Origin of the sequence: Pseudomonas paralactis (genome assembly GCF_001439735.1) — a bacterium.
Lineage (GTDB): Bacteria > Pseudomonadota > Gammaproteobacteria > Pseudomonadales > Pseudomonadaceae > Aquipseudomonas > Aquipseudomonas paralactis.
Map to the genome: position 1 here is coordinate 1 of NZ_JYLN01000019.1, position 26569 is coordinate 26569.

23 protein-coding genes are annotated in these 26569 nt (G+C 60.2%); 11 read left to right on the top strand and 12 right to left on the bottom strand.

What is annotated here, in order from left to right:
- Positions 1-572: 572 nt before the first annotated feature.
- Positions 573-1319 (bottom strand): hypothetical protein, encoded by a 747-nt coding sequence (locus TX23_RS26210; RefSeq protein ID WP_034126660.1) that lies wholly within the window; start codon positions 1317-1319, stop codon positions 573-575.
- Positions 1320-1731: 412 nt separating this feature from the next.
- Between TX23_RS26210 and tal the strand changes: the two genes are divergently transcribed.
- Complete coding sequence (gene tal, locus TX23_RS26215; protein ID WP_057704674.1) at positions 1732-2658, top strand: transaldolase; 927 nt, start codon at positions 1732-1734, stop codon at positions 2656-2658.
- A 196-nt stretch (positions 2659-2854) separates the two neighbouring features.
- On the opposite strand, the gene rssC is transcribed toward tal, so the two are convergent.
- From rssC to TX23_RS26230, 3 genes are all read right to left on the bottom strand, one after another.
- Positions 2855-3337 (bottom strand): anti-sigma factor antagonist RssC, encoded by a 483-nt coding sequence (rssC, locus tag TX23_RS26220; RefSeq protein ID WP_010212025.1) that lies wholly within the window; start codon positions 3335-3337, stop codon positions 2855-2857.
- On the bottom strand, positions 3337-4518 hold the full coding sequence (gene rssB, locus TX23_RS26225) for a two-component system response regulator RssB (protein ID WP_057704675.1): 1182 nt from the start codon (positions 4516-4518) through the stop codon (positions 3337-3339). Before rssB ends, rssC begins: the two co-directional genes overlap by 1 nt.
- Before the next feature lie 332 nt (positions 4519-4850).
- On the bottom strand, positions 4851-5540 hold the full coding sequence (locus tag TX23_RS26230; RefSeq protein WP_057704676.1) for an MlaA family lipoprotein: 690 nt from the start codon (positions 5538-5540) through the stop codon (positions 4851-4853).
- A 195-nt stretch (positions 5541-5735) separates the two neighbouring features.
- Here TX23_RS26230 and TX23_RS26235 point away from each other — a divergent pair, with 195 nt between their 5' ends.
- Together TX23_RS26235 and TX23_RS26240 are read left to right on the top strand one after the other, a co-directional pair.
- A complete protein-coding gene (locus TX23_RS26235) occupies positions 5736-6344 on the top strand; it encodes a hypothetical protein (protein WP_057704677.1) in 609 nt (202 codons plus the stop codon).
- Positions 6345-6455: 111 nt separating this feature from the next.
- Positions 6456-6722, top strand: a complete 267-nt coding sequence (locus tag TX23_RS26240; RefSeq protein WP_043047481.1) for a DUF4404 family protein — start codon at positions 6456-6458, stop codon at positions 6720-6722.
- A 135-nt stretch (positions 6723-6857) separates the two neighbouring features.
- Here TX23_RS26240 and queF read toward each other — a convergent pair whose 3' ends face one another.
- Positions 6858-7688 carry an NADPH-dependent 7-cyano-7-deazaguanine reductase QueF gene (gene queF / locus TX23_RS26245; RefSeq protein WP_057704678.1) on the bottom strand — a complete coding sequence of 277 codons (831 nt, stop codon included), beginning with the start codon at positions 7686-7688 and terminating at the stop codon, positions 6858-6860.
- Positions 7689-7754: 66 nt separating this feature from the next.
- Positions 7755-8276: a copper-resistant cuproprotein CopI gene (gene copI, locus TX23_RS26250; protein WP_057704679.1), complete on the bottom strand. Its 522-nt coding sequence runs from the start codon at positions 8274-8276 to the stop codon at positions 7755-7757.
- 261 nt (positions 8277-8537) lie between these two features.
- Between copI and TX23_RS26255 the strand changes: the two genes are divergently transcribed.
- Both TX23_RS26255 and TX23_RS26260 read left to right on the top strand, forming a co-directional pair.
- On the top strand, positions 8538-9218 hold the full coding sequence (locus tag TX23_RS26255; RefSeq protein WP_057704680.1) for a heavy metal response regulator transcription factor: 681 nt from the start codon (positions 8538-8540) through the stop codon (positions 9216-9218).
- The gene (locus tag TX23_RS26260; protein WP_057704681.1) at positions 9215-10561 is read left to right on the top strand and encodes a heavy metal sensor histidine kinase; all 1347 of its coding nucleotides are present in this window, start codon (positions 9215-9217) and stop codon (positions 10559-10561) included. The genes TX23_RS26255 and TX23_RS26260 overlap by 4 nt, the downstream gene beginning before the upstream one ends.
- Before the next feature lie 106 nt (positions 10562-10667).
- Here TX23_RS26260 and TX23_RS26265 read toward each other — a convergent pair whose 3' ends face one another.
- Genes TX23_RS26265 through TX23_RS26275 form a run of 3 tightly spaced genes read right to left on the bottom strand, consistent with a single transcriptional unit; the run spans position 10668 to position 13914 of the window.
- Positions 10668-11912, bottom strand: coding sequence for a lipoprotein-releasing ABC transporter permease subunit (locus tag TX23_RS26265; protein ID WP_057704682.1), 1245 nt, complete (start codon positions 11910-11912; stop codon positions 10668-10670).
- 60 nt (positions 11913-11972) lie between these two features.
- Positions 11973-12656, bottom strand: a complete 684-nt coding sequence (gene lolD, locus TX23_RS26270; protein WP_019818240.1) for a lipoprotein-releasing ABC transporter ATP-binding protein LolD — start codon at positions 12654-12656, stop codon at positions 11973-11975.
- 7 nt (positions 12657-12663) lie between these two features.
- Positions 12664-13914 (bottom strand): lipoprotein-releasing ABC transporter permease subunit, encoded by a 1251-nt coding sequence (locus TX23_RS26275; protein WP_057704683.1) that lies wholly within the window; start codon positions 13912-13914, stop codon positions 12664-12666.
- Positions 13915-14008: 94 nt separating this feature from the next.
- Between TX23_RS26275 and TX23_RS26280 the strand changes: the two genes are divergently transcribed.
- A complete protein-coding gene (locus TX23_RS26280; RefSeq protein ID WP_057704684.1) occupies positions 14009-14587 on the top strand; it encodes a PilZ domain-containing protein in 579 nt (192 codons plus the stop codon).
- Positions 14588-14631: 44 nt separating this feature from the next.
- The gene (locus TX23_RS26285; RefSeq protein WP_057704685.1) at positions 14632-15354 is read left to right on the top strand and encodes a glycerophosphodiester phosphodiesterase; all 723 of its coding nucleotides are present in this window, start codon (positions 14632-14634) and stop codon (positions 15352-15354) included.
- A 42-nt stretch (positions 15355-15396) separates the two neighbouring features.
- On the opposite strand, the gene sthA is transcribed toward TX23_RS26285, so the two are convergent.
- Positions 15397-16791 carry a Si-specific NAD(P)(+) transhydrogenase gene (sthA, locus tag TX23_RS26290; RefSeq protein WP_003189670.1) on the bottom strand — a complete coding sequence of 465 codons (1395 nt, stop codon included), beginning with the start codon at positions 16789-16791 and terminating at the stop codon, positions 15397-15399.
- 214 nt (positions 16792-17005) lie between these two features.
- Between sthA and TX23_RS26295 the strand changes: the two genes are divergently transcribed.
- Entirely contained in the window at positions 17006-17539 is a 534-nt protein-coding gene (locus TX23_RS26295; protein WP_057704686.1) for a chalcone isomerase family protein, read from the top strand.
- Between the two features lie 165 nt (positions 17540-17704).
- On the opposite strand, the gene TX23_RS26300 is transcribed toward TX23_RS26295, so the two are convergent.
- Entirely contained in the window at positions 17705-19168 is a 1464-nt protein-coding gene (locus TX23_RS26300) for a glyceraldehyde-3-phosphate dehydrogenase (protein WP_057704687.1), read from the bottom strand.
- 340 nt (positions 19169-19508) lie between these two features.
- On the opposite strand from TX23_RS26300, the gene mfd reads away from it, so the two are divergent.
- Genes mfd through TX23_RS26315 form a run of 3 tightly spaced genes read left to right on the top strand, consistent with a single transcriptional unit; the run spans position 19509 to position 26236 of the window.
- Positions 19509-22958, top strand: a complete 3450-nt coding sequence (mfd, locus tag TX23_RS26305) for a transcription-repair coupling factor (RefSeq protein ID WP_057704688.1) — start codon at positions 19509-19511, stop codon at positions 22956-22958.
- 11 nt (positions 22959-22969) lie between these two features.
- Positions 22970-23536 carry a CsiV family protein gene (locus tag TX23_RS26310; protein ID WP_057704689.1) on the top strand — a complete coding sequence of 189 codons (567 nt, stop codon included), beginning with the start codon at positions 22970-22972 and terminating at the stop codon, positions 23534-23536.
- Positions 23537-23545: 9 nt separating this feature from the next.
- The gene (locus tag TX23_RS26315) at positions 23546-26236 is read left to right on the top strand and encodes a DEAD/DEAH box helicase (RefSeq protein WP_057704690.1); all 2691 of its coding nucleotides are present in this window, start codon (positions 23546-23548) and stop codon (positions 26234-26236) included.
- Positions 26237-26337: 101 nt separating this feature from the next.
- Here TX23_RS26315 and TX23_RS28090 read toward each other — a convergent pair whose 3' ends face one another.
- Positions 26338-26505: a hypothetical protein gene (locus tag TX23_RS28090; RefSeq protein WP_407071396.1), complete on the bottom strand. Its 168-nt coding sequence runs from the start codon at positions 26503-26505 to the stop codon at positions 26338-26340.
- Between the last annotated feature and the right edge of the window lie 64 nt (positions 26506-26569).

Here is a 26569-nt window from a genome sequence, read left to right on the forward strand (position 1 = left end):
ACATTTTTGCCTGGTGAGTGTCAGGTAAGTACTCATTGGGTGTACCGGCGTTATCGCAGGCAAGCCAGCTCCCACATTTTTGCCTGGTGAGTGTCAGGTAAGTGCTCATTGGGTGTACCGGCGTTATCGCAGGCAAGCCAGCTCCCACATTTTTGCCTGGTGAGTGTCAGGTAAGTACTCATTGGGTGTACCGGCGTTATCGCAGGCAAGCCAGCTCCCACATTTTTGCCTGGTGAGTGTCAGGTAAGTACTCATTGGGTGTACCGGCGTTATCGCAGGCAAGCCAGCTCCCACATTTTTGCCTGGTGAGTGTCAGGTAAGTACTCATTGGGTGTACCGGCGTTATCGCAGGCAAGCCAGCTCCCACATTTTTGCCTGGTGAGTGTCAGGTAAGTACTCATTGGGTGTACCGGCGTTATCGCAGGCAAGCCAGCTCCCACATTTTTGCCTGGTGAGTGTCAGGTAAGTACTCATTGGGTGTACCGGCGTTATGGCAGGCAAGCCAGCTCCCACATATTCAGCGGTGATTGCAAGGGCGCGGCAGGTGCTGCCGGCCCTTGCTGCACTGTTGCTTAGTTTTCCGGCACTGTTCCTTTGGGCACAGTTACCCATTGGTCGGTGTCGCGGTTATACCTTTTCCAATCTTTATCGGTCCTGACTTTTCGGTAAAGCGTGTTGAATGTGGTGCCGCCGAGTATTTGAAATTGAACTTCACCGCCTGGGGTTTTGCAGTTAACCAACCCCAGAATGGGTGAGTTCGGGTTTACTTGCAGTGCATACACGGCATCTCCAAAGGTTCCGGTGGTGGCGTAGTCCAGTGCAAAACTCACGAACTGACTTTTCGGGGTGTCGCTGGACTGTAAGGCGAGCAGTCGCATTGTCGTGTAGGTGGCACCGTTAAAACCCAGCGCGTGTAGGTCAGGCCCATCGATGGCCCAGTACTTTTCGGGTGTGCCACCGTCCCTTAGGTATTTATCCAGGTCGTTCTGCGCCTTGGAGTAGATCACCCCGGCCTTGAGTTTCTGGACGTGCCAATTGTTGGTGTCCGCGCTCTCATACGCGCGGTACACCCAGGTGGCAGGCGCAGTCACTCGGGTATCGGTGATCTTGCCGCCGTAGGATGAGGTCAGTTCGTTTTCCTTTTCCAGGGTGCGGCTCCCCATGGGTTTACCTGCCTTGGCAGTGTCAATGATGCCACGCATTTCCTGGGTATCGTAACAACCGGCGCTGAGGGCCTGCTGTACCGTCACATCGGCAAATACCGTTGTTGAACAAATAAAACCGAGGGCGGCGAATAGTGTTGATATATTCCGTTTCATTACATCTCTCCTTTGCTTTCAAACTAACGAACCAGCAGATTTCAATGCACAGACGCACACACTTCGCCGCGGACAGTTATGTCATCAGAGTTTTTATCGGACCAAGTTAGCGCTTGCCAGTCAGGTATAGCACAAGTAAAAACAGCAACAACTAAAGAGCTGGAAAATAAACTTTTCACAACTTCAAAACATTGATATTGCCTCTATCAATTGGCTTGAAACCGGTGGCGCAGGACGGGTGGAATCCGGTTGAACCTAGCCGCGATTTTGCCCTCCAATTGAGCACCACTGCCGGTAATTCAAACGGCCGTTTTCAGGTTGTTGCCCGCGCAAACGACCTATCGCATTTGCGCCCTTGAGCGCCTGCCAGCGCTCGGGTAATGTCATCAGACCCACAGGACAGAGCACGCCCATGACTTCCAAGCTGGAACAACTCAAGCAATTCACCACCGTCGTAGCCGATACCGGCGATTTTTCCACCCTCGCCAAGCTTAAGCCACAAGACGCCACCACCAACCCTTCCCTGCTGCTCAAGGCTGCGTCGATTCCTGGCTATGCCAAGCTGCTGGATGAGTGTGTGCAGGATTGCAACGGCGATGTGGGCCTGGCCAGTGACCGTTTTGCGGTGGCAGTAGGCCAGGAGATCCTCAAGGTAGTGCCGGGCCGTATTTCCACTGAGGTGGATGCGCGCCTGTCGTTCGACGAGGCCGCTATTCTCAAGCGTGCGCACCGTCTGATCGACCTGTACGACAACGCCGGGGTTAGCCGCGATCGCGTGCTGATCAAGATCGCCTCCACCTGGGAAGGCATCCGTGCCGCCGAGAAGCTGGAAAAAGAAGGCATCCAGACCAACCTGACGCTGCTGTTCTCCTTCGCCCAGGCCGTTGCCTGTGCGGAAGCGGGTGTGTTTCTGATTTCGCCGTTCGTGGGCCGTATCTACGATTGGTACAAGAAGGCCAACGGCACCGACTACACCGGTTCCGATGACCCGGGCGTGCAGTCGGTGACGCGCATCTACAACTACTACAAGGCTAACGGCTACAAGACGGTGGTGATGGGTGCGAGCTTCCGTAACCTCAGCCAGATCGAAGAGCTGGCCGGGTGTGATCGCCTGACTATCAGCCCGGACCTGCTGGAGAAGCTGGCGGCGGATGAAGGCAAGCTGGAGCGCAAGTTGGCGCCAGGCCATGCCGGTGAGGCGCGGGTGCATATGACTGAAGCGCAGTTCCGCTGGGAATCCAACGAGGACGCGATGGCGACTGAGAAGCTGGCGGAGGGGATTCGTCAGTTTGCTCGGGACCAGGAGAAGCTGGAGGCGTTGTTGTCGGCCAAGCTGTAAAGGCAGATAGCGGCAAAAAGGGCGGCACCTGTGAGGGTGTCGCCCTTTTTTGTGCGTCGGTGTCACCGCCGTCCAGTGTGGGAGCTGGCTTGCCTGCGATAGCGGTGGGCCAGCCAACACTTCATCGACTGACAGTGCGCAATCGCAGGCAAGCCAGCTCCCACATTGGACTGTGTGTGTTTGAGCAGGGAGGCCGTCAGTGCCGCTCGAGGGCGTTGACCAGGTCGTGGAAGGCTTCGCGGTTGGACTCGTTGAGGCCCATGAGGATCTTGTGCGCTTCCAGCACCTTGACCCGTACGATCTCTTCGGACTGGTCCTGGGACGGCAGGTCGGTGAGGCATTCCGGGCACGGGATGGGGCGGTCAACGATGTTGAACACCTGGTCAAAACCCATGGACTGCAACAGACGGGTGATGTCTTCGTGGGTGGTGACCACGGTCGGCAACAGGCCGACCTTCTGCCGCGACAGAATGGACAACTTGGCCAACAGGCCCAGGGTGGTGCTATCGATGCTGCGCGTTTCGGTCAGGTCGATCACGATCGCCGAGAAGTTCAGCGCGGTGAAGATCCGCTCAATCGTCGCATCCAGGGCCGAACACAAGGTCAGGCGCACTTCACCGACAAATTTCAGGACGAAGGTCCCGTCTTGCTCGGCGAATTGGATTCTTCCGGTACTCATCAAAGATTCCTGCTCAACACCAATAGGGCGATATCATCCGGCATCTCCCCTAGCGTGGCCAATCCAAAAACCTGCCGCAGGCCATCCAGGCTGCCGCCCGCCGACTTGACCTTTTGGGGCAAGGCGGCTTCTTTCTCTTTGAGTGTAGGCTCTGGCAAAAGGTCCAGGATGCCGTCGGACATCAGCGTCAGGCTGAAAGTCGGCGGCAGTTCCAGGATGTGGTCTTCGTAGGTGGCTTCGTTAAACAAGCCTACGGGCAGGCCACGCCCTTCCAGGTAACGCACACTTTCAGGAGTGTACAAAACAGGCATCGGCAGGTGACCGCCAATGCTGTAGGTCAAAAGACCGGTTTCTTCGTCGATCACGCCGCCGACCATCGTCACGTGCTTGCCCAGCTTGCAGCTGATCAGGCCTCGGTTGATGTGGCCCAGCACCTCGGAGGGGGTGAACTCCGGCAAGGTGCCATTGCGCTTGGACTCAAACAACAGCCGTGTGGTCATGAACTTCAACAACACGGTCACAAAAGCTGAAGACGCGCCATGGCCGGACACGTCGGCCAGGTAGAACGCCACACGGCGCTCGTCCACACGGAAATAGTCGACAAAATCACCCGACAGGTACAACGACGGGATGATCTGGTGGGCAAAGTTGAACTCGTCAATCGTCCAAGGGCTGACCGGCAGCATGTTCATCTGCACCTGGCGACCGGCGTTCTGGTCTTCCTGGAGCAGGTTCAGGCTGGCTTCGAGTTCGCGGTTGGCGGTTTCGAGCTTTTCGCGGTAGCGCTGGTTTTCCAGGAGCAGGCGTGCACGGTCCAAGGCGCGGCGCACCGAGTGCTCCAGCACAGCCAGGTCTTCCAGGGGCTTGATCAGGTAATCGGCAGCGCCCAGGCGCAGGGCTTCGACGGCGTCGTTCATGACCCCGGCACCGGACACGACAATCACCGGCGTTTGCGGGGCAAGGTCGGTCACCTGGCGAATCAGCTCCAGTCCGCCCATCTGGGGCATGCGCAGGTCGCAGATCACAAGGTCGGGCTTGTCGCGCTCGAATACCTGGAGACCCTGTTGGCCATTACTGGCCTGCAGGACGCTGAAGCCACTGTCTTCCAAGTAGGCCGCGAGGCTCGCGCGCACTACTTCGTCGTCATCGATTATCAGCAGCGTGGCACTGGTTTTTTGCATGTGGGCAAACGGCGCCAGAATTAGGTTGGCGTAGGCGGCTCGGCAATGGCCGGGCTCACGTACTGGATTCGCTTTCTAGCCTCTCTGTCCTACAAAGCATTGGGATTTGGCCCATGCACAACGGTAAAGCAGAGGTGCCCTTCTAAGGCGCAGACGGTACTCCCATCCGTGAGGGGTTTCAAGCTCATGGCGATGGTCGCCGGGCGTCTTTACCCTGCAAATCACCGGGAGTTATAAGAACGGCTTGGACCACAACACAAAGTAAGGTTGGAGCACGCATAAAAAAGGCGACCTTCAGAAGGTCGCCTTGGTTTATTTCAGGAAGTTACGGCTTAAAAGTCGTCGACAACCTTGCCATCCTTGACCTTGAACTCACGGTTCTGCAGGTAGGCGTTACGAATAAAGGTGTACTTGTCGCCGCTGATCAGCTTCTCGCTGTCGAGCAGGCTGGCGCGCACGTCAACGACGTTGAGGCCGAAGGTGCTGTTACGCCAGCCGATGTCGTTCATGTAGCGGTACGGCAGGGTGTAGCTGTCGACGTACTTGGACGGCGCATCACGCAAGGTGCTTGGGCCCAGCAATGGGATCATCACGTAGGGACCGCTGCCGACGCCCCAGTAGCCGAGGGTCTGGCCGAAGTCTTCGTCGCTGCGTTGCAGCCCCATTTTGGTGCCTACATCGATAAAGCCCAGCACGCCGAAGGTGGTGTTGACCAACAGGCGAGCGGTGTCGACACCGGCATTATGAGGCTTGAGTTGCAGCACGTTGTTGGCCAGGTTGCCGACATCGCCGATGTTGCGGAAGAAGTTGTGAACGCCGTCCTGCACAAATTGTGGGGTGACGAACTGATAGCCCTGGACAAGTGGCTTGAGGGCGTAGGTATCAACGGTGTCGTTGAAGGTAAAGATCGGGCGGTTGACGCTTTCCCATGGATCATCTTCCGACGCGGCCTGAGCGGCGAACGGTGCCAACAGGATGGTGGCACACACCGACAGCTGAGCGAAGTATTGGCTCCAGCGCATAGCTTTTGCTCCTTGAATGGTCTGTCATGGGCGCTATGCCCTGAATAAGGCCGTCAGTATATGACGGAAGTGTTGGTTTAGGCAGCCACAACGAAACGACTTACTTAAAATGAACAAATTTCCTACAAATAGCGACAGTGTCATGCCCTTGTCATGGCGCGCCGATAGCGTGGTTGCTATTTCAGGGACGTTCAGATGCCACACGCCGAGATTGCCGTCGCCACCGCCCCCTCGCTGACTGCCGTGTTATTTGGCCTGAGTGGCTGCCTGGTGGATTTCGGTTCCCAGGCCCGCGGCGACTCGCCCTCCCCCGACGCCCAGGCCACGCCCGGGGCCCTGAAAGTTCTGCGCAGCCTGAAGGAGCAAGGTGTGCCCTGCGCCTGGCTGGACGAGTTGCCCCCAGCGGTGACCACCCCGCTGTCCGCGGGCTTGCCCGGCTGGCTCAAGGCTACCTCGCCCTCCTCCATCCGCTGGCCAGCCCCTCACGCTTGCTGGCAAGCCTTGATGGAGTTGAATATCCAACGCCTGGAAGGCTGCGTGCTGGTCAGCGGCGAGCCGCGCCTGCTGCAATCGGGCTTGAATGCCGGTTTGTGGACCATCGGCCTGGCCTCCTGCGGCTCGCTGTGCGGTCTGGCACCCGAGCAATGGCAGGCGCTGACCGAGCAGCAACGCGAACACAAGCGCGGCAAGGCCACGGTGGCGCTCTATGGCCTGGGCGTGCACTCGGTGATCGATCACCTTGGCGAACTCGGCACCTGCCTGGCAGACATCCGCCTGCGCCAGCTCAAGGGCGAGAAGCCCTGATCGAGATCATGCACAGTTGGCCGCAGTGGATTAATCTACAGGTCAGCCCGTAGACCTTTCACGGCGTGCCGCGGTCTATGCCAGTGACTATCGATAAAAGGAAAGAACGTCATGCCTGATCGCAAAAAGCTGGAAGAACAGGTCGAGATCCTGCGTGGGCAGTTGGAACAGGAGCCACCGCTGTCACCTGAAAAACGTGAAGCGTTGGAGGAATTGATTGCCAAGTTCGAAGTGCAACTTGAATTGGAGCCGGCCACTCAGACGCCGAGCATCTCCGACGATGTGAATCAAGCGGCCATAGAGTTCGACGCTGAGCACCCGGTCATTTCAGGGACATTGCGCAATATCATGATCACCCTGGGCAATATCGGCATCTAACCCAATCCCAAACCAAACACACAACCAAATGTGGGAGCTGGCTTGCCTGCGATAGCGGTGTATCAGTCACTTGATGAATGACTGAAAGATCGCAATCGCAGGCAAGCCAGCTCCCACAGTTTTTTGTATGACGGCTTACTGACGCGCCAGGCGCACGTTCAGGAACTGGGTATTCTCGGTGCTGCGGTAAGGGTTGATATCCAACCCACCCCGACGCACATAGCGCGCATACACGGTCAACTTCTCCGGCTTGAGCAAACGCTGCAAGTCCAGGAAGATCCGCTCCACACACTGCTCATGAAAGTCCGAGTGCTGGCGAAAGCTGACGATATATTCCAGCAGGCTGGCGTGATCCAACGCCGCACCACGGTATTCCACCACCACGCTGCCCCAGTCAGGCTGGCTGGTCACCGGGCAGTTGGATTTGAGCAGGTGGCTGTGCACGCTCTCCTCCACCACGCGCGAGTCATCGCAACGCAGCAGTTCAGGGCGTGGGTGTTCGTAGCTGCTGACATTGATATCCAGCTCATCAATGCACACGCCCGGCAGCGCCATCACGCCTTCGGCCTCGATGTCAGCCAGGCTGCGAATACGTACGGCCACCGGCTTGCCGGCAGCAGCACTGAGGTCGGTTTGCAAGGTAGCTTCCAAACTTTGTGTATCGACAAACGCCGTCTGGTTCAGCGAGTTGAGGTACAGCTTGAACGACTTGGACTCGATGATGTTCGGCGAGTCGGCCGGAATGCTGAACTCACCGATGGCTACCACCGGCTTGCCCGAGGGCAACAACCAGGACAATTCGAAGCAGTTCCAGAAATCCACGCCCTTGTACGGCAGGGTGTCGGCGCTCAGGCCCAGTTCGGCCCACTTGGCGGCACGCGGGATCGGGAACAGCAACGAAGGCGTATAGGTAGAGATGTATTCACTGGACTTGCCCAGCGGCGAATGTTCGGCTGCGGGATGCATGGCGGAAACCTGGCTAAATAAACCGCGCCAGTCTACCAGCCTTTGCCCGCCCCCTTAACATACGCCTCACTCAACGGTCAGTTTACCGACCATGCCCGCCTGGTAATGGCCGGGAAGGTTGCAGGCAAACTCCAGGCCCGTGGCCTTGGTGAAGGTCCAGGTCAGTTCGGCCGTCTTGCCCGGTTCCACCAACACACTGTTGGGATCGTCATGCTTCATGCCGCCCATATCGCCGTGGCCCATGGCGCTGTGGTCCATCTTGCCCATGCCGGTGGCGGTGAGCATGCCGCTGGCTTGCATCTGCAGCATCTCTTTCTGGTGAGCGGCATGCATTGCCGCGTCGCCCAGGTTGAACTCGTGGAGCAAGCGGCCTTTGTTGACCAGCACAAAGCGCACGGTTTCACCGGCCTTTACGTCCAGGCTCTTGGGCTCGAAGGCAATGTCTTGCAGGGTGACTTCCACGGTACGCGTGGCCTTGGCTGCCGGAGCCGGCTGGCCGAACGCGTAACCATGAGCCGCATCCGCCAGCGCATTGAAGCTCAGCGCCAATAAGCTGCCCGCCGTTAACAGGGATGTACGCAACGCCATTTCTCACGCTCCAAAAATAGGTGACCCGCTTGGGCCGCACTTTAAGATAGCCTCGCTGCCAGCCAGCTGACTGCTAGATTACAACTTTGTCAGCTTGCACCCATACCCTGGCGAGCACGGTATAACGCCCAATGCTTTTTGTAGGAGCGAGCTTGCTCGCGAAGGGCTCAAGCACAACACGTTAAGCCAGACAGCCCGCGTTATCGTTTGCGTTTTTCGCGAGCAAGCTCGCTCCTACACCCCACCAATTAAGAGCTCAACATGAAACTGCTGATCGTCGAAGACCAACCCAAAACCGGCCACTATCTGCGTCAAGGCTTGGCCGAGGCTGGCTTTACCACCGAACTGGTGGCCGACGGCACGACCGGCCAGCACCTGGCGCTGAGCGGGGATTATGACTTGTTGATCCTCGATGTGATGCTTCCGGGCCGCGACGGCTGGCAGATCCTGCAGGCGGTGCGCAGTGCCGGCCTGGACATGCCGGTGCTGTTCCTCACCGCTCGCGATGCGGTGGAAGACCGCGTACATGGCCTGGAACTGGGCGCCGACGATTACCTGGTCAAGCCCTTCGCCTTTTCCGAACTGCTGGCCCGGGTGCGCACCTTGTTGCGCCGTGGCAGCAGCACCCCGCAGGAAACCACCCTGCAATTGGCCGACCTGCGCCTGGACCTGATCCGGCGCCGCGTCGAGCGCGACGGCCAGCGCATCGACCTCACCGCCAAGGAGTTCGCCCTGCTGGAACTGCTGCTGCGCCGCCAGGGCGAAGTGCTGCCCAAGACCCTGATCGCGTCCCAGGTGTGGGATATGAATTTCGACAGCGACACCAACATCATCGAAGTGGCGATCCGTCGCCTGCGCCTGAAAGTCGACGACAACTTCTCCAACAAGCTGATCCACACCGTGCGCGGCATGGGTTATGTGCTGGAGGAGCGGTTCACGTGATCAAGCGCCTGTCCCTGACCAGCCGCCTGGCACTGCTGTTTGCCGCCTGCACCGCCGTGGTCTCGTTGATCGCCGGCGTATTGTTCAACCGCGCCAGCGAAGCGCACTTCATCGAACTGGACCAGCAACTGCTCGACAGCAAGCTGGTGGCCCTGCGCAGCGCCTTGCAGGGTGTCGACTCACGGGAAGCCTTTGCCCTGCGAAGCCCGCAACTGCGCGCCGAACTCGACCACCAGCCTGACTTTACCTTGCGCATCACCGCCGCCGACCAGCGCTGGATAGACGGCGCGCCACACCTCAGCGTGCCCGCAGCACCGGGCCTGCACAGCCTGCAAAATGCAGGCACCGACTACCGTGTGTACAACGCGCCGTTGACGCCCGGGCAACCCGGTTCGCCGCAACTGAGCCTGATCCTCGACATCACCCATCACCAGCACTTCCTGCAACGTATGCAGCACTTGATCTGGCTGACCGTCGGCCTCTCGGCCCTGGCGACCGCCCTGCTGGGCGCCTGGGCGGCGCGCAGTGGGCTGCGGCCGTTGCGGCGCATGGGCGAAGTGGCTGCCAGCGTATCCGCACACTCCCTGACGCAACGCCTGCCCCAGGCGCAAATGCCGGTGGAGCTGGCGGAACTGGCCCAAGCCTTCAATGCCATGCTGGGGCGCCTGGACGACGCGTTCCAGCGCCTGTCGGCGTTCTCTGCCGATATCGCCCACGAACTGCGCACGCCGCTCTCCAACCTGCTGACCCAGACCCAGGTCATCCTCACCCAGCCGCGCCCGCTGGAGGACTACCGCGAGGCGCTGCACAGTAACCTGGAAGAGTTGCAATGGATGGCGCAGCTGGTCAACGACATGCTGTACCTGGCCAAAGCCGACCACGGCCTGCTGATGCCCAGCCGTGAAGCGCTGGATCTGGGCGATGAGGTCGACGCACTGTTGGAGTTTTTTACCCTGCTGGCGGAGGACGCGCAGGTCACGCTGGTACGCGAAGGCAGCGCCCCTACGATGGGCGATCGCGGCATGTTGCGCCGGGCTTTGTCGAACCTGCTGGACAACGCGCTGCGGTTTACCCCCCCGGGCGGCGAAGTGCGGGTGCGGATAGAGCCTGGCGTGACACTGACGGTTGAGAACACCGGGGAAGGTATTCCTGCGCAGTTATTGCCGCGACTGTTTGATCGGTTTTACCGAGCCGACCCGTCAAGGCGGGCAGGCAGCAGTGAACATGCGGGGCTGGGGTTGGCGATTACCCAGTCGATTGTGCGGGCGCACGGCGGGAAGATTTATTGTGAGTCGCAGGCGGGCTGGACAAGGTTTGTGATTGAGTTGCCCAAGGGAGATTGATGCAAGCTGGGCCAGCCCTATCGCAGGCAAGCCAGCTCCCACAATTTGAGCTGTGAATACAGTCACAATGTGGGAGCTGGCTTGCCTGCGATAGCGGTCCTAAAGGTTACGAATACCTGAGCGCATGCGCCGGCTCAATCTTCGCCGCCCGATACGCTGGGTAAATCGTCGCCAAGAAGCTCAACACAAACCCCGCCGAGCAAATCAGCAACACATCCCCACCTTGCAGCTCCGACGGCAGGTTGCTGACAAAGTACACATCCGAACTGAAGATATGCTGCCCGCTCACCCGCTCCAGCCAGCCCACCAGCTCGCTTACGTTCAGCGCCGCAATCACCCCCAGCACGCCGCCGATCAAGGTGCCGACCACGCCGATCACCGTGCCCTGCACCATGAAGATCGCCATGATCTGCCGAGGCGTGGCACCGATGGTACGCAGGATCGCGATGTCCGCGCCCTTGTCGTTCACCACCATGATCAAGGTGGCGATGATATTGAACGCCGCCACGGCGACGATCATCAGCAACAGCAGGCCGATCATGGTCTTTTCCATTTTCATTGCGCTGAACAGGCTGCCCTGGGTGTGGGTCCAGTCATCCGGCTTGTAGGCTGCGCCCAGGCTGGCGGCGATGTCCGCCGAGACTTTGGGCGCCGCATACAGGTCCTTCACCGCCAGGCGTACGCTTTGCACCTGGTTGGGCTGCCAATGCTGGATTTCTGCCGCGTCAGCCATGTGAATCAGGGCCATGGAACCATCCAGCTCGGCGCCAACCTTGAAAATACCCACCACGTTCAACCGCTGCATACGCGGAGTGATGCCGCCCGGCGCGCTGCTCAGTTCCGGGACGATCAGGGTCAGCTTGTCGCCCACATTCAGGCGAAAGCGCCGCGCTGTGATATCGCCGATCACCACACCGAACTCGCCGGGTTTAAGGTCATCGAGTTTGCCGCGCACGATATGCTGGGTCACGATCGACACCTTGCCTTCCTGGGCCGGGTCGACGCCGCTGATCTCGATCGGCTGCATGGCGCCCTTGTAGGAGAACATGCCGTCCATCTGTGTGAACGGTACCGCAGCGGTGACTTGCGGATTCTTCATCGCAGCGGCCGCCACCGGTTGCCAGTCATCAATGGGCTTTACGCCAACGATGGTGGCGTGGGGCACCATGCCGAGAATGCGCGAGCTCATTTCACGCTGAAAGCCGTTCATCACCGATAGCACCACGATCATGGCCAATACGCCCAGGGCGAGGCCGATCATCGAGGTCATCGAGATAAACGAGACAAAACGGTTACGGCGCTTGGCGCGGGTATAGCGCGTGCCGATGAAAATCGATAACGGTCTGAACATTCGCGGGCACCGTTGGAAAAATGAAAAAGCCCGGCCTCAAAAAACCGGGCTTGCAACAGGTCAGATAGCGACCAGATGACCTTCCTGCAAATGCAGTACGCGGTCCATCTGCCGGGCCATGCTCATGTCATGGGTCACCACCAGGAACGCGGTGCGCATCTGGGTGCTCAGCTCCAGCATCAAGTCCTTGATGCCCTGGGCGGTGTGGGAGTCGAGGTTGCCGGTCGGCTCGTCGAGCATCACCAGGCCAGGGTTGTTCACCAGAGCACGGGCGATCGCCACACGCTGGCGCTCACCACCGGACAGTTCGGCCGGCTTGTGCTCCAGGCGATGGCCGAGGCCCACACGCTCCAGCAAGGCCGTGGCCCGTTGGCGCGCTTCGGGAATCGCGGTCTTGCCGATCAACAGCGGCATGCACACGTTTTCCAGGGCGGTGAATTCCGGCAGCAGGTGGTGGAACTGGTACACAAAGCCCAACGAACGGTTACGCAGTTGGCCACGGGCCTTTTCATTCAACGCCGACAGTTCTTCGCCGGCCAGCCAGACGCTGCCCTGGGACGGCGTATCAAGGCCGCCCAACAGGTTCAGCAAGGTACTTTTGCCGGAACCGGAACTGCCGACGATCGCCACGCGTTCGCCCGGATGCAGTTCAAGCTGCAGGTTGGACAGCACCACCACCGACTCCGGGCCTTCCTCGTAGGATTTGCCCAGGTTGCGGCAGCTCAGGATTGCTTTTTCACTCATGCCCGATTCACTCATAACGTAATGCCTGTGCTGGCTGGGTACGTGCCGCGCGCCAGGCTGGATACAGGGTGGCAAGGAAGCTCAGGACCAACGCGGCGCCGCCCACCATCAGCACGTCCTGGGTTTGCACCTGGGACGGCAAGTAATCGATGAAATAGACGTCGGCGTTGAGAAACTTGTGGCCGATCACTTTTTCAAGCAGGGCAATGGCGGCGCTGACGTTCAACGCGGCCAGAATGCCCACCGCAGTACCGATCAGGGTGCCGACCACGCCGATCACGGTGCCCTGCACCATGAAGATCGCCATGATCTGCCCCGGCGTGGCGCCCAGGGTACGCAGGATGGCGATATCGCCCTTCTTGTCGTTCACCACCATCACCAGCGTGGAGATGATGTTGAAGGCCGCCACGGCGACGATCAGCAGCAACAGCAGGCCGATCATGGCTTTTTCCATACGGATGGCCTGGTACAGGTTGCCGTGGGTGCGAGTCCAGTCGCGGGCGTAGTACTCGGTCTCCCCCAGGTGCTGGGCAATTTCCCAGGCGCCGCGCGGGGCGTCGAACAGGTCGTTGAACTTCAGGCGCAGGCCCTGCACCTGGTCTGGCTGCCAGCGATGCAGGCGGGCCAGGTCGGTGAGGTTGGTCAGGCCGATGTAACCGTCGATCTCGCCGGCGCCGACGTGGAAGGTACCCACTACGGTAAAGCGCTTCATGCGCGGGAACATGCCGGCCGGGGTCACGGTGACTTCCGGGGCGACGAAGGTCAGCTTGTCGCCGACGCCCACGCCGAGCTTGGCGGCGGCCTTGTCACCGATAACGATGCCGAAACTGCCGGGCGCCAGGTCGTCGAGCTTACCTTGCAGCATGAACTTGTCGATGATCGAGACGTTGCGCTCCTGGGCCGGGTCGATGGCATTGAGCAGGATCTTCTGCACCTTGCCGTCGTTGGTCAGCAACCCCTGCATCTGGGTAAACGGCGCGACGGCCACCACCTTGGGGTTCTGCTTGACCTTGGCGGCCAGGCTTTGCCAGTCGTTGATGGGCGCATCGCCCTCGATGGTCGCGTGGGGCACCATGCCCAGCACGCGGGTACGCATCTCATGATCGAAGCCGTTCATCACCGACAGCACCACGATCATCACAACCACGCCCAGGGCGAGACCGATCATCGAGGTCAAGGAAATGAACGACACAAAATGATTGCGACGCTTTGCACGGGTATAACGCGTGCCGATAAATACGAAGAGAGGTCTGAACATGTCGGGGCTTGTTCGGAGGAAAAGAAGACGTCCCGGTGGCGGGGTCTGGTAAGCAGCTTTACACTCAGACCATTACCGTAACCTGGGGTTCGCCATGTCGACATTAGATGAAGAAGAGCGCCGCGAATACTACCGTATCGACGACATGATCGCACTTCAAATCAGCACATTGTCTGGCCCCGACGCGGCGAGCAAGGAAGTGTTGCTGGATGATTCGCCGCTGTTCAATCTGCTCAGCGAATTGCACCTGAGCGAATTCGAAGCCCAGCACCTGCTGCGCCAGATCAGCGAGAAAGACCGCAGCCTGGCGGCCTTCCTCAAAGTGCAAAACAAGCGCCTGGATTTGCTCAGCCAGGTCATGGCCCGCGGCCTGCTGGCTGAAGTGGGCGCGCCACAGCCGGTGATCCTCTCCGAAGGCGGCATCGACTTCCAGCACCCTGCCCCGCTGGCTCCCGACACACAGTTGGCGGTCAAGCTGGTGCTGATGCCCCAGGCGCTTGGCCTGTTATTACGCGCGCGGGTGACCCATTGTGATCCCAAGGGCGACGGCTTTGATGTCGGTACGGAATTCGAATCCATGACCGATGCCCAACGCCAACTGCTGGCGCGCTACATCCTGCAAAAGCAGGCGCAGGAACGCCGCCTGGCGCGAGAACAAAGCGACGACCTCTGAATACCTATTCATTCCGCCAGCGATCCTGGCGCAAAGGAGCAACTGTGACCCTGATCTACGGCCATCGCGGTGCCAAAGGCGAAGCACCGGAAAATACCCTGACCAGTTTTCAGGAATGTCTCAAGCACGGCGTCCGTCGTTGCGAGCTGGACCTGCACCTGTCCATGGACGGCGAGCTGATGGTCATCCATGACCCGACCCTCAAGCGCACCGCCGACCGGCGCGGCAAGGTCGTCGAGTACTCGGCGGCTGATTTGGTCAAGATGGACGCGCGCAAAGGCGGCCCGGGTTGGGTCAGCCCGTGCCCGATCCCACGCTTGGAGGAGCTGTTCGAAAAGTGCGACTTCGATCACTGGCAACTGGAAGTCAAAAGCGCTTCGCGCACCCGCGCCGCAACCACCGTGCTGGCCATTCGTGAAATGGCCGTGCGCTTTGGCCTGATGGATAAGGTCACCGTGACCTCAAGCTCTCGGGAGGTGTTGAAAGCCGCGGTAGAACTCACCCCGGACCTGTCACGCGGGCTGGTGGCCGAATACGCCTGGCTCGACCCGTTGAAGGTCGCGCAGAACTACGGCTGTGAATACCTGGCATTGAACTGGACGTTATGCACCCCCGAGCGCCTGCAAAAAGCCCAGCGCCAGGGTTTGCATGTATCCGTGTGGACGGTCAACGAACCTGCGCTGATGCGCAGGCTCGCCGACTTCGGCGTAGATAGCCTGATTACAGACTTTCCCGGTTTGGCCACTGCCACCCTCGGGAATTACTGAAATCGGTCTCCCCGGCCGGCTCAGGCCACCGGCCGGAGCCGCTCAAAAAAGCCGGTTGAGGCCGTCGTAGGCCGCTACCCGATAGGCTTCGGCCATGGTCGGGTAGTTGAAGGTGGTGTTGACGAAATACTTGAGGGTATTTTGCTCACCCGGCTGGTTCATGATCGCCTGACCGATGTGCACGATCTCCGAGGCCTGGTAGCCGAAGCAATGCACGCCGAGCACTTCCAGGGTCTCGCGGTGGAACAGGATTTTCAGCATGCCTTGCGGCTCACCGGCAATCTGCGCACGCGCCATGCTCTTGAAGAACGCCTTGCCCACTTCGTAAGGCACCTTGGCCTTGGTCAGTTCGTGTTCGTTCTTGCCGATCGAGCTGATCTCGGGAATCGTGTAGATCCCGGTCGGCACGTCATTCACATAGCGCCAGCTGCCGTTGTCGACAATGCTGCCGGCGGCCGAACGGCCCTGGTCATGGGCGGCGCTCGCCAGGCTTGGCCAGCCGATCACGTCACCGGCGCCGTAGATGTTCGGCACGCAGGTGCGGTAGTTCTCGTCCACCTCGATCTGGCCACGGCTGTTGACCTTGACCCCGATATTTTCCATGCCCAGCTTGTCGGTGTTGCCGGTACGGCCGTTACACCACAGCAAGGCGTCGGCCTTGATCTTCTTGCCGGATTTGAGGTGCAGGATCACCCCGTTGTCCAGGCCTTCGACCCGCTCGTACTCTTCGTTGTGGCGTACGGTGATGTTGTTGTTGCTGAAGTGGTAGCTCAACGCCTGGGAGATTTCCGAGTCGAGGAAGCTGAGCAACTGGTCACGGTTGTCCACCAGCTCCACCAGTACACCCAGGCCACTGAAGATCGAGGCGTATTCGCAGCCGATCACGCCGGCACCGTAGATAATCAGTTTGCGTGGGGTGTGGCCCAGGCTCAGGATGGTGTCGCTATCGTAGATACGCGGGTGGTGAAAATCGATGTCCGCCGGGCGATACGGGCGCGAACCGGTGGCGATGATGATGTGCTTGGCCACCAGCTTCTCGACCACGCCATTGGCGCAGACCACTTCGACGGTTTGCTCGTCAGCGAAGCTGCCGGTGCCGAAAAACAGGTCGACGCGGTTACGGGCGTAGTAGCCGGTGCGCGAAGCGACTTGCTTGGAGATGACTTTTTCGGCGCTTTTCAACACGTCCGGGAACGAGAACCAGCGCGGCTCGCCAATGGCCCGGAACATCGGGTTGGTGTTGAACTGCATGATCTGGCGCACGGAGTGACGCAACGCCTTGGACGGGATGGTACCCAGGTGGGTGCAGTTACCGCCGACCTGGCGACGGCTATCGACCATCGCCACCTTGCGCCCTGCTTTGGCAGCGTTCATCGCCGCACCTTCTCCAGCCGGGCCGGAACCCAGTACCACCACGTCATAGTTGTAGACAGCCATGCGTACTCCTCAGAACAGGCCAGGCGTACGGTTGGACGCCGGGCTAAATCATGCCGCGGCCAGCGGTCATGAAGGACAATTTGGCTCAAGTGTGTGAACCGGGGCACAGTCTATAGAAGGCCGAGCGCCGCGAACATTAACCCTTGGTCGCGTCGTAGGCCAGTGTTGCCATACTACAGGACGCACATCAGCGCCGAATTCAGGATGAGCCATTATGCGACAACTATTTTTTTGTTTAATGCTGATGCTGTCGATCAGCGCGCACGCCAACGATGCGCAGCGGCTCAAGCAGGCGAGCTTCCCGGCACAGGTCGAGGGGCTGGCCTTGAAAAACCAGGCGGTATTCAACTATCTCTGGGCGGATGTGTATGCGGCGGCGCTGTATGCACCCGCTGACCTGCCGGCAAAGCAGGCCTGGGACCGGCAGAAGGCGGTGCGCCTGGCGCTGTACTACTTTCGCGACATCGACCGCGATGATGTGATCAAGGCGGCCACCGTCACCCTGGAACGCCAGCAGGCCAATGCCGGGTTGAACCCGGAGGTAGCCAAGCTGCACGCGCGCTTTCGGGATATTCGCAGCGGCGATCGCTATACCCTGGATTTTCGTCCAGGCCGCGGGTTGAATCTGGAGATTAATGGGCAGGTGGTGTTCAGCAGCCCGGACGCTGAATTAGCGAAGGCCTACCTGGGTATCTGGCTGGCGGCCAATGGGCTGTCGGAGAGTTTGCGCAACACGCTACTCAAGTGATGGCCGCGTTGACGGTTCCATCTTCATCGCGGGCAAGCCCCCACAGGTAAATGCATTTCAACTGTGGGAGCTGGCTTGCCTGCGATAAGGCCCTCCCAGACACCACAAAACCCACAGGCATAAAAAAGCCCCGAACCAGTCGGGGCTTTTATTCAGCGCAAAGGCTTAGCGCGGAAACGCAGGCGGGTTGACCCCAGCCATGTCTTCCATCACGCGAACCACCTGGCAGCTGTAGCCGAACTCGTTGTCGTACCACACATACAGCACAACACGGTTGTCCTGGGTGATGGTCGCTTCAGCGTCCACCACACCGGCGTGGCGCGAGCCGACGAAGTCGGTGGAGACCACTTCCTGAGAATTGACGAAGTCGATTTGCTTATGCAGATCGGAGTGCAGCGCCATGTAGCGCAGGTACTCGTTCATCTCTTCGCGGGTGGCGGCTTTCTCAAGGTTGAGGTTGAGAATGGCCATCGACACGTTCGGCGTCGGTACACGGATCGCGTTACCGGTCAGCTTGCCGGCCAGCTCAGGCAGGGCCTTGGCAGCAGCGGTGGCAGCACCGGTCTCGGTGATCACCATGTTCAACGCGGCGCTACGGCCACGGCGATCGCCCTTGTGGAAGTTGTCGATCAGGTTCTGGTCGTTGGTGTACGAGTGAACGGTTTCAACGTGGCCGTTAACGATGCCGAACTTGTCATTCACAGCCTTGAGCACCGGCACGATGGCGTTGGTGGTGCAGGAAGCGGCGGACACGATCTTGTCGTCAGCGGTGATTTCAGCGTGGTTGATGCCGTGCACGATGTTCTTGAGCTTGCCTTTGCCAGGCGCGGTCAGCACAACGCGGTCAACACCCGGGCAAGCCAGGTGCTGGCCCAGGCCCTCGGCATCGCGCCATACGCCGGTGTTGTCCACCAGCAGGGCGTTCTGAATGCCGTACTGGGTGTAATCCACCTCGGTCGGGTTCTTCGCGTAGATCACCTGGATCAGGTTACCGTTGGCGGTGATGGTGTTGTTTTCTTCGTCAATGGTGATGGTGCCGTTGAACGAGCCGTGTACCGAATCGCGACGCAGCAGGCTGGCGCGCTTGGTCAGGTCGTTCTCGGCGCCTTTGCGCACCACGATGGCACGCAGGCGCAGGCCGTCGCCGCCACCGGTTTTCTCGATCAGGATGCGCGCCAGCAGGCGGCCGATACGACCGAAGCCGTACAGCACCACGTCGGTACCCTTGCGGGCGGCAGCGTTTTGCTGGCCAACCACATCGGCCATTTCTTCACGTACGAACTGCTCGGCACTGCGGCCGGCGCCTTCTTTACGGAATTTGTAGGCCAACTTGCCCAGATCTACCGAAGCCGCGCCGAGCTTGAGCTCGCTCATGGCTTTAAGCAGTGGGAATGTTTCGTGGACGGAGAGTTCGCTGTCGTCGGCAGAGCGATGGCGCGCAAAGCGGTGCGCTTTGAGAATCGCGATGACAGACTGGTTGATCAGGCTGCGGCCATAGATCGAGCTCACCACATTGTTATTGCGGTACAGCTGGCCGATAAGCGGAATCATCGCTTCTGCGAGTGCTTCACGGTCGATCCATTCACCAAGACACTGGTCGGGCTTCTGAGTCACGGGAACCTTCCACATGTAGGGGCAGAAAAAAGGGGCTACATTATGTCGCCCGACTGGCCGTTGAGCAATGCGCGAGGGGCAACAAAAAGCCCTTGCAAAAAAATACCGCCGCGCTACAGCCCAGTAAATACGCGGGTTCCAGAAGGCCACTAGTCGAGCGACAGTGCCGACTTGTCCGTAACCCTCCTAAACATTCGCGCTTTTTGGCACTACATATTGAGTCAAAACCGGCCATTGTTTGTCTTAGCCACTACATTTCCTACAAACCGTAATAGGCACAGTCAGCAACTGACAGGCGGCACCTGGGGCCGTTACAATTACCGACTTTGTCGCAACGCTTGGAGCTCAACCTTCCGTGCCCGTTCTGCGTCTACCGCTTCTCCCTGCCGCGGCAGGTAAACAGCATTGGGGCAACCTGCCCGGTGCCGCCCTGAGCCTGGCCATTGCCGAGGCTGCCAGCGCAGCCAAGCGCTTTACCCTGCTGCTCACCGCCGACAGCCAAAGTGCCGAACGGTTGGAGCAGGAGCTGAGCTTCTTCGCCCCGGATTTGCCGGTACTGCATTTTCCCGACTGGGAAACCCTGCCCTACGACCTGTTCTCGCCGCACCAGGACATCATCTCCCAGCGCATCGCCAGCCTGTACCGCTTGCCGGAACTGGCCCACGGCGTGCTGGTGGTGCCGATCACCACGGCGCTGCACCGCCTGGCGCCGACCAAGTTCCTGCTCGGCAGCAGCCTGGTGCTGGACGTGGGCCAGAAGCTTGACGTCGAGCAGATGCGCACGCGCCTGGAAGCCAGCGGCTACCGTTGCGTCGACACGGTGTACGAGCACGGTGAGTTCGCCGTGCGCGGGGCCTTGATCGACCTGTTCCCGATGGGCAGCAAGTTGCCGTACCGCATCGACCTGTTTGATGACGAAATCGAAACCCTGCGTACCTTCGATCCGGAGAACCAGCGCTCAATCGACAAGGTCGACTCGATCAAGCTGCTGCCGGCGCGGGAATTCCCGTTGCAAAAAGACGCGGTGACACGCTTCAAGGCGCGCTTTCGTGAGCGCTTCGATGTCGACTTCCGTCGTTGCCCGATCTTCCAGGACTTGAGCAGCGGGATTACACCTGCCGGTATCGAGTACTACCTGCCGTTGTTCTTCGACGAGACCTCCACCCTCTTCGACTACCTGCCTCAGGACACCCAGGTGTTCTCGCTGCCGGGTATCGAACAGGCGGCGGAAAACTTCTGGAACGACGTGCGCAACCGCTATGAAGAACGCCGCGTCGATCCGTCCCGGCCTTTATTGCCGCCCGCTGAACTGTTCCTTCCAGTTGAAGATTGCTTCGCGCGCCTGAAAAACTGGCCGCGTGTAGTCGCCAGCCAGCAGGACGTGGACGCCGGCAGTGGCCGCGAGCGTTTCCCGGCGAGCGTGTTGCCCGATCTGGCGATCCAGGCCAAAGCCACGCAACCGCTGGAGGCGCTGTCGAACTTCCTCGGCGACTTCCCTGGCCGCGTGCTGTTTACCGCCGAATCCGCCGGTCGTCGCGAAGTGCTGCTGGAGTTGTTGGAACGCCTGAAGCTGCGACCGAAAACCGTCGACAGCTGGCCGGATTTCGTCGCCAGCAAAGAGCGCCTGGCGATCACCATCGCGCCGCTGGACGAAGGGTTGCTGCTGGATGACCCAGCGCTGGCGTTGATCGCCGAGAGCCCGCTGTTCGGCCAGCGCGTGATGCAACGCCGTCGCCGGGAAAAACGCGCAGACGCCAACAATGACGCAGTCATCAAGAACCTCACTGAGCTGCGCGAAGGCGCGCCGGTGGTGCATATCGACCACGGTGTAGGCCGCTACCTGGGCTTGCAGACCCTGGAGATCGACAACCAGGCCGCCGAATTCCTCACCATGGAATACGCCGAGGGCGCCAAGCTCTACGTGCCGGTGGCCAACCTGCACCTGATCGCCCGCTATACCGGCAGCGACGACGCCTTGGCGCCGTTGCATCGCCTGGGCTCCGAGACCTGGCAGAAAGCCAAGCGCAAGGCCGCCGAACAGGTGCGCGACGTGGCCGCCGAACTGCTCGACATCTATGCCCGCCGTGCTGCCCGCGAAGGTTATGCCTTCGCTGACCCCAAAGCCGATTACGCCACCTTCAGTGCCGGCTTCGCCTTCGAAGAAACCCCGGACCAGCAAACCACCATCGAAGCGGTGCGCGCCGACATGCTCGCGCCCAAGCCGATGGACCGCCTGGTGTGCGGCGACGTGGGCTTCGGCAAGACCGAAGTGGCCATGCGTGCAGCCTTTATTGCGGTACACGGCGGTCGCCAGGTGGCGATCCTGGTGCCGACCACCCTGCTCGCCCAGCAGCACTACAACAGCTTCCGCGACCGCTTTGCCGACTGGCCGGTGACCGTGGAGGTGATGAGCCGCTTCAAATCCGCCAAGGAAGTGAATGCCGCCGTCGCCGATCTGGCCGAGGGCAAGATCGACATCGTCATCGGTACTCACAAGCTGCTGTCGGACGATGTGAAGATCAAGAACCTGGGCCTGGTGATCATCGACGAAGAACACCGCTTTGGCGTGCGCCAGAAAGAACAGCTCAAGGCCCTGCGCAGCGAAGTCGACATCCTTACCCTCACCGCTACGCCGATTCCGCGCACGCTGAACATGGCGGTGTCGGGTATGCGCGACCTGTCGATCATCGCTACGCCACCGGCGCGCCGCCTGTCGGTGCGCACTTTCGTGATGGAGCAGAACAAAAGCACGGTCAAGGAAGCGCTGCTGCGCGAGCTGCTGCGCGGCGGCCAGGTGTATTACCTGCACAACGATGTGAAAACCATCGAGAAATGCGCCGCCGATCTCGCCGAACTGGTGCCGGAAGCCCGTATCGCCATTGGCCACGGCCAGATGCGCGAGCGCGAACTCGAACAGGTGATGAGCGACTTTTACCACAAGCGCTTCAACGTGCTGATCGCCTCGACCATCATCGAGACCGGCATCGACGTGCCGAGCGCCAACACCATCATCATCGAGCGCGCCGACAAGTTCGGCCTGGCGCAGTTGCACCAACTGCGCGGCCGCGTCGGGCGCAGTCACCACCAGGCCTATGCGTACCTGCTCACGCCGCCGCGCCAACAGATCACGTCCGATGCAGAAAAACGCCTGGAAGCGATCGCCAACACCCAGGACCTCGGCGCCGGATTTGTGCTGGCCACCAACGACCTGGAAATCCGTGGCGCCGGCGAACTGCTGGGCGATGGCCAGAGCGGGCAGATCCAGGCAGTCGGCTTCACCCTGTATATGGAGATGCTCGAACGCGCGGTAAAAGCCATCCGCAAGGGCGAGCAGCCCAACCTCGATCAACCCCTGGGCGGCGGCCCGGAGATCAACCTGCGCTTGCCGGCGTTGATCCCCGAGGACTACCTGCCGGATGTGCACGCGCGGCTGATTCTGTACAAGCGCATCGCTTCAGCCACCGACGAAGAGGGCCTCAAGGACCTGCAAGTGGAGATGATCGACCGCTTCGGCCTGCTGCCCGAACCGACCAAGAATCTGGTGCGCCTGACTCTGCTCAAGTTGCAGGCCGAGCAGTTGGGGATCAAGAAGGTCGACGCCGGGCCGCAAGGTGGGCGTATCGAATTCGAAGCGCAGACGCCGGTCGACCCGTTGGTACTGATCAAGCTGATCCAGGGCCAGCCCAACCGCTACAAGTTCGAAGGGGCTACGCTGTTCAAGTTCATGGTGCCGATGGAACGTGCCGAAGAACGCTTCAATACCCTGGAGGCGCTGTTTGAGCGCCTCATCCCGAAATCCGCTTGAAGGACGCCGCCATGCGCTTGTTCCGCATTCTGAGCCTGTTGTTGGTGGTACTTGCGCCGTCGGCATTTGCCGACAGCCCGTACCAGGTGGAAATGATCCTGGTGCGCCAGAACGCGGAGCCGGTGATCAACAGCCGCGCCGCCCCGGAAAACTGGGATGGCGGCGCCCAGCGCCTGGGCGAGCGACTGAGCCCGCCGCGCCTGGGCAACATCGTCGACAAGCTGCGCGCCGACTCCAACTACACCGTGCTCGCGCATAAAGCCTGGGAACAGAACCTGGGCGAGCAACCGGTGAAGATCGCCATCACCGACGGCCAGGAGCAGTTCGGCCAATTCCCTATCGAGGGCGTGCTGAGCCTGCAACTGGGTCGTTTCACCGACATTGATGCCGACTTCTGGATCAACCAGTTCGACGGCAACGGCAGCGTGATCGCCAGTGAACACCTGGCCCAAAAAGACGTACGCACCAAGAACAACCAGCTTAACTACCTGGACGGCGGCCACTTGGCGCTGCTGATCAAGATCACCTCGCTGACCGCCAAGCCGCCCAGCGCACCACCGCCCGACATGCAGGACTGATCCAGCGCCATGCCCCTCACTTCGCCTCTGACCAAACCCCTGGCCCCGTCGTGGGCCAATCGCTTCAAAGAGCAGAGCCTGGAGCGCGGGCGGCGTTACGCACTGGAAAATCGCGTGCGCATCGTCGAGTGCGGCGACAGCACCATCACCGCCAGTTGCGAAGGCTCGGGCGGCAATGTCTATCGGCAAACCATCTCGTTGCGCGAGTCGGCCAAGGGCCTGTTGATCCTGGTGGACAGCCGCTGTACCTGCCCGGTGCACACCAACTGCAAACACATCGCGGCGGTGCTGCTCAAGGTCCAGGAAACCCTGGCCTACCCGGCCGCCGCTCAGGATGCGCAACTGCTGGAAAAACTCCAGGCCGTGCTGGATAACCGCGTGGTCCTGCCGCAAGTGGTCATGGAGGATGTGCGGCCCGTGCCGCGCCTGTGGCTGGCCAGCGTCGAGTTCAGCGCGTTCGAGCCGCGCAACGGCAAGATGCAGCGCTATATCCAGCACCGTGCGGCGCTGTCGTTCAACTACCTGGGCAATTACGTCAGCGGGCAAAAGAACGCCGACATCATCGTGCGCCAGGAAACCCAGAGCCTGCGGATCAAGCGCCATCCCGAACTGGAACAAGCCTGTCGCGAACAATTGCGCCTGCTGGGGTTCAAGATCGCTACGCGCCAGAGCAAGGCCTTGCCTGAAAGCGCCGGCGAGCTGTTTGAGATGGTCAATGACAGCGCCTGGCTGAACTTCACGCTCAACTCATCGCCCACGCTGCGGGCCGAGGGCTGGGAGCTGCAAATCGATGAAGACTTCGGTTTCGACCTGAGCCCGGTGGACGACTGGTACGCCAGCGTCGATGAAGCGCCCGAGCGTGACTGGTTCGACCTGGAGCTGGGCATCATCGTCAATGGCGAACGCCTGAGCCTGCTGCCGATCCTGTTGAACCTGATGCGCTCGCACACCGAGATCCTCAACCCGGAAAAACTCGCAAGGCGCCGCGATGATGAACTGATCCTGGTGAATATTCCCGGGTTGCCCAATGGCCACGGCCCGCTGCAAGTGGCGCTGCCCTACGGGCGCTTGAAGCCGGTGCTGGCGACCCTCGGCGAGTTTTACCTGCAGGAAACCGGCACCACGACGTTGCGCCTGGCCAAGGCCGACGCGATTCGGCTCAACCCGCTGGAAGACCTGCCATTGCAATGGGAAGGCGGCGATAAGATTCGCAACTTTGCCCAGCGCCTGCGGGATATCAAGGACTTCACCTGCGTAGCGCCCGAAGGCCTGAACGCGACCTTACGCCCCTACCAACTGGAAGGCTTGAGCTGGATGCAGTCATTGCGCCAGTTGGAAGTGGGCGGGATTCTCGCGGACGACATGGGCCTGGGTAAAACCCTGCAAACCCTGGCGCATATTCTTACCGAAAAAATCGCCGGGCGCCTTGATCGACCCTGCATGGTAGTGATGCCCACCAGCCTGATCCCGAACTGGCTCGATGAAGCCGCGCACTTCACTCCGCAACTGCGGGTGCAGGCGCTGTACGGCGCAGGGCGCAAGAAACACTTCGCCAACCTGCACGACTACGACCTGCTGTTGACCACCTACGCCCTGCTGCCCAAAGACATCGACACCCTCGCCGCCCTGCCCTTGCATGTATTGATTCTGGATGAAGCGCAATACATCAAGAACCCTTCCAGCAAGGCCGCCCAGGCCGCGCGCGAGCTGAATGCCCGCCAGCGCCTGTGCCTGAGCGGCACGCCATTGGAAAACCATTTGGGCGAGCTGTGGTCGCTGTTCCATTTCCTGTTGCCGGGCTGGCTGGGCGACGTGAAGAGCTTCAACCGTGATTACCGCGTGCCGATTGAAAAACGCGCCAGTGACGTGCGCTTGCAGCACCTTAACGGTCGGATCAAACCGTTCCTGCTGCGCCGCACCAAGGAACAAGTGGCAACCGAACTGCCACCCAAGACCGAAATTATCCACTGGGTCGACCTCAACGAGGCCCAGCGGGACGTGTACGAAACCATGCGCCTGGCCATGGATAAAAAGGTCCGCGACGAGATCACCCGCAAGGGCGTGGCCCGCAGCCAGATCATCATCCTCGAAGCCCTGCTCAAACTGCGTCAGGTGTGCTGCGACCTGCGCCTGGTCAACGACGCCACACTGCCCGCCCGTGGCAGCAGCTCGGGCAAGCTCGACAGCCTGATGGACATGCTCGACGAGCTGTTTGCCGAAGGCCGCAGGATTCTGCTGTTCTCACAGTTCACCTCGATGCTGAGCCTGATCGAAGCCGAACTGAAAAAACGCGGGATTGCCTACGCACTATTGACCGGCCAGACCCGCGACCGGCGCACACCGGTAAAGGATTTCCAGAGCGGCAAGTTGCAGATCTTTCTGATCAGCTTGAAGGCAGGCGGCGTAGGCTTGAACCTGACCGAAGCGGACACGGTGATTCACTACGACCCCTGGTGGAACCCGGCCACGGAAAACCAGGCCACCGACCGTGCGTACCGCATCGGGCAGGAAAAGCCGGTGTTCGTGTACAAGATGATTGCCCGCGGCACGGTGGAGGAAAAAATCCAGCACCTGCAAAAGGAAAAATCCGACTTGGCGGCGGGTGTGCTGGATGGGCGGACCACGGGGGATTGGCAGTTGGGTAATGAGGATATCGAGGCGCTCTTCGCACCACTGCCTAATAAGCAAGAGAAGCGCTGACTGTTAGATCGCTATCGCAGGCAAGCCAGCTCCCACACTTGAATGTATTCACACATCAAAATGTGGGAGCTGGCTTGCCTGCGATGGGCGCGACGCGGTCCTCAGCCAGGCAAAGGCGCAAACAGCGCCTCGATATCCCGTTCCTCCAACTTCCAACCCGCACCGGCGCCACCTTCCAGCACCCCATCGGCCAATGCCGCCTTCTCCAACTGCAACGCTTGAATCTTCTCCTCGACCGTCCCGCGAGCAATCATCTTGTACACAAACACCGGTTTATCCTGGCCAATCCGATAAGCCCGGTCGGTGGCCTGGTTTTCTCCCACACTTGAATGT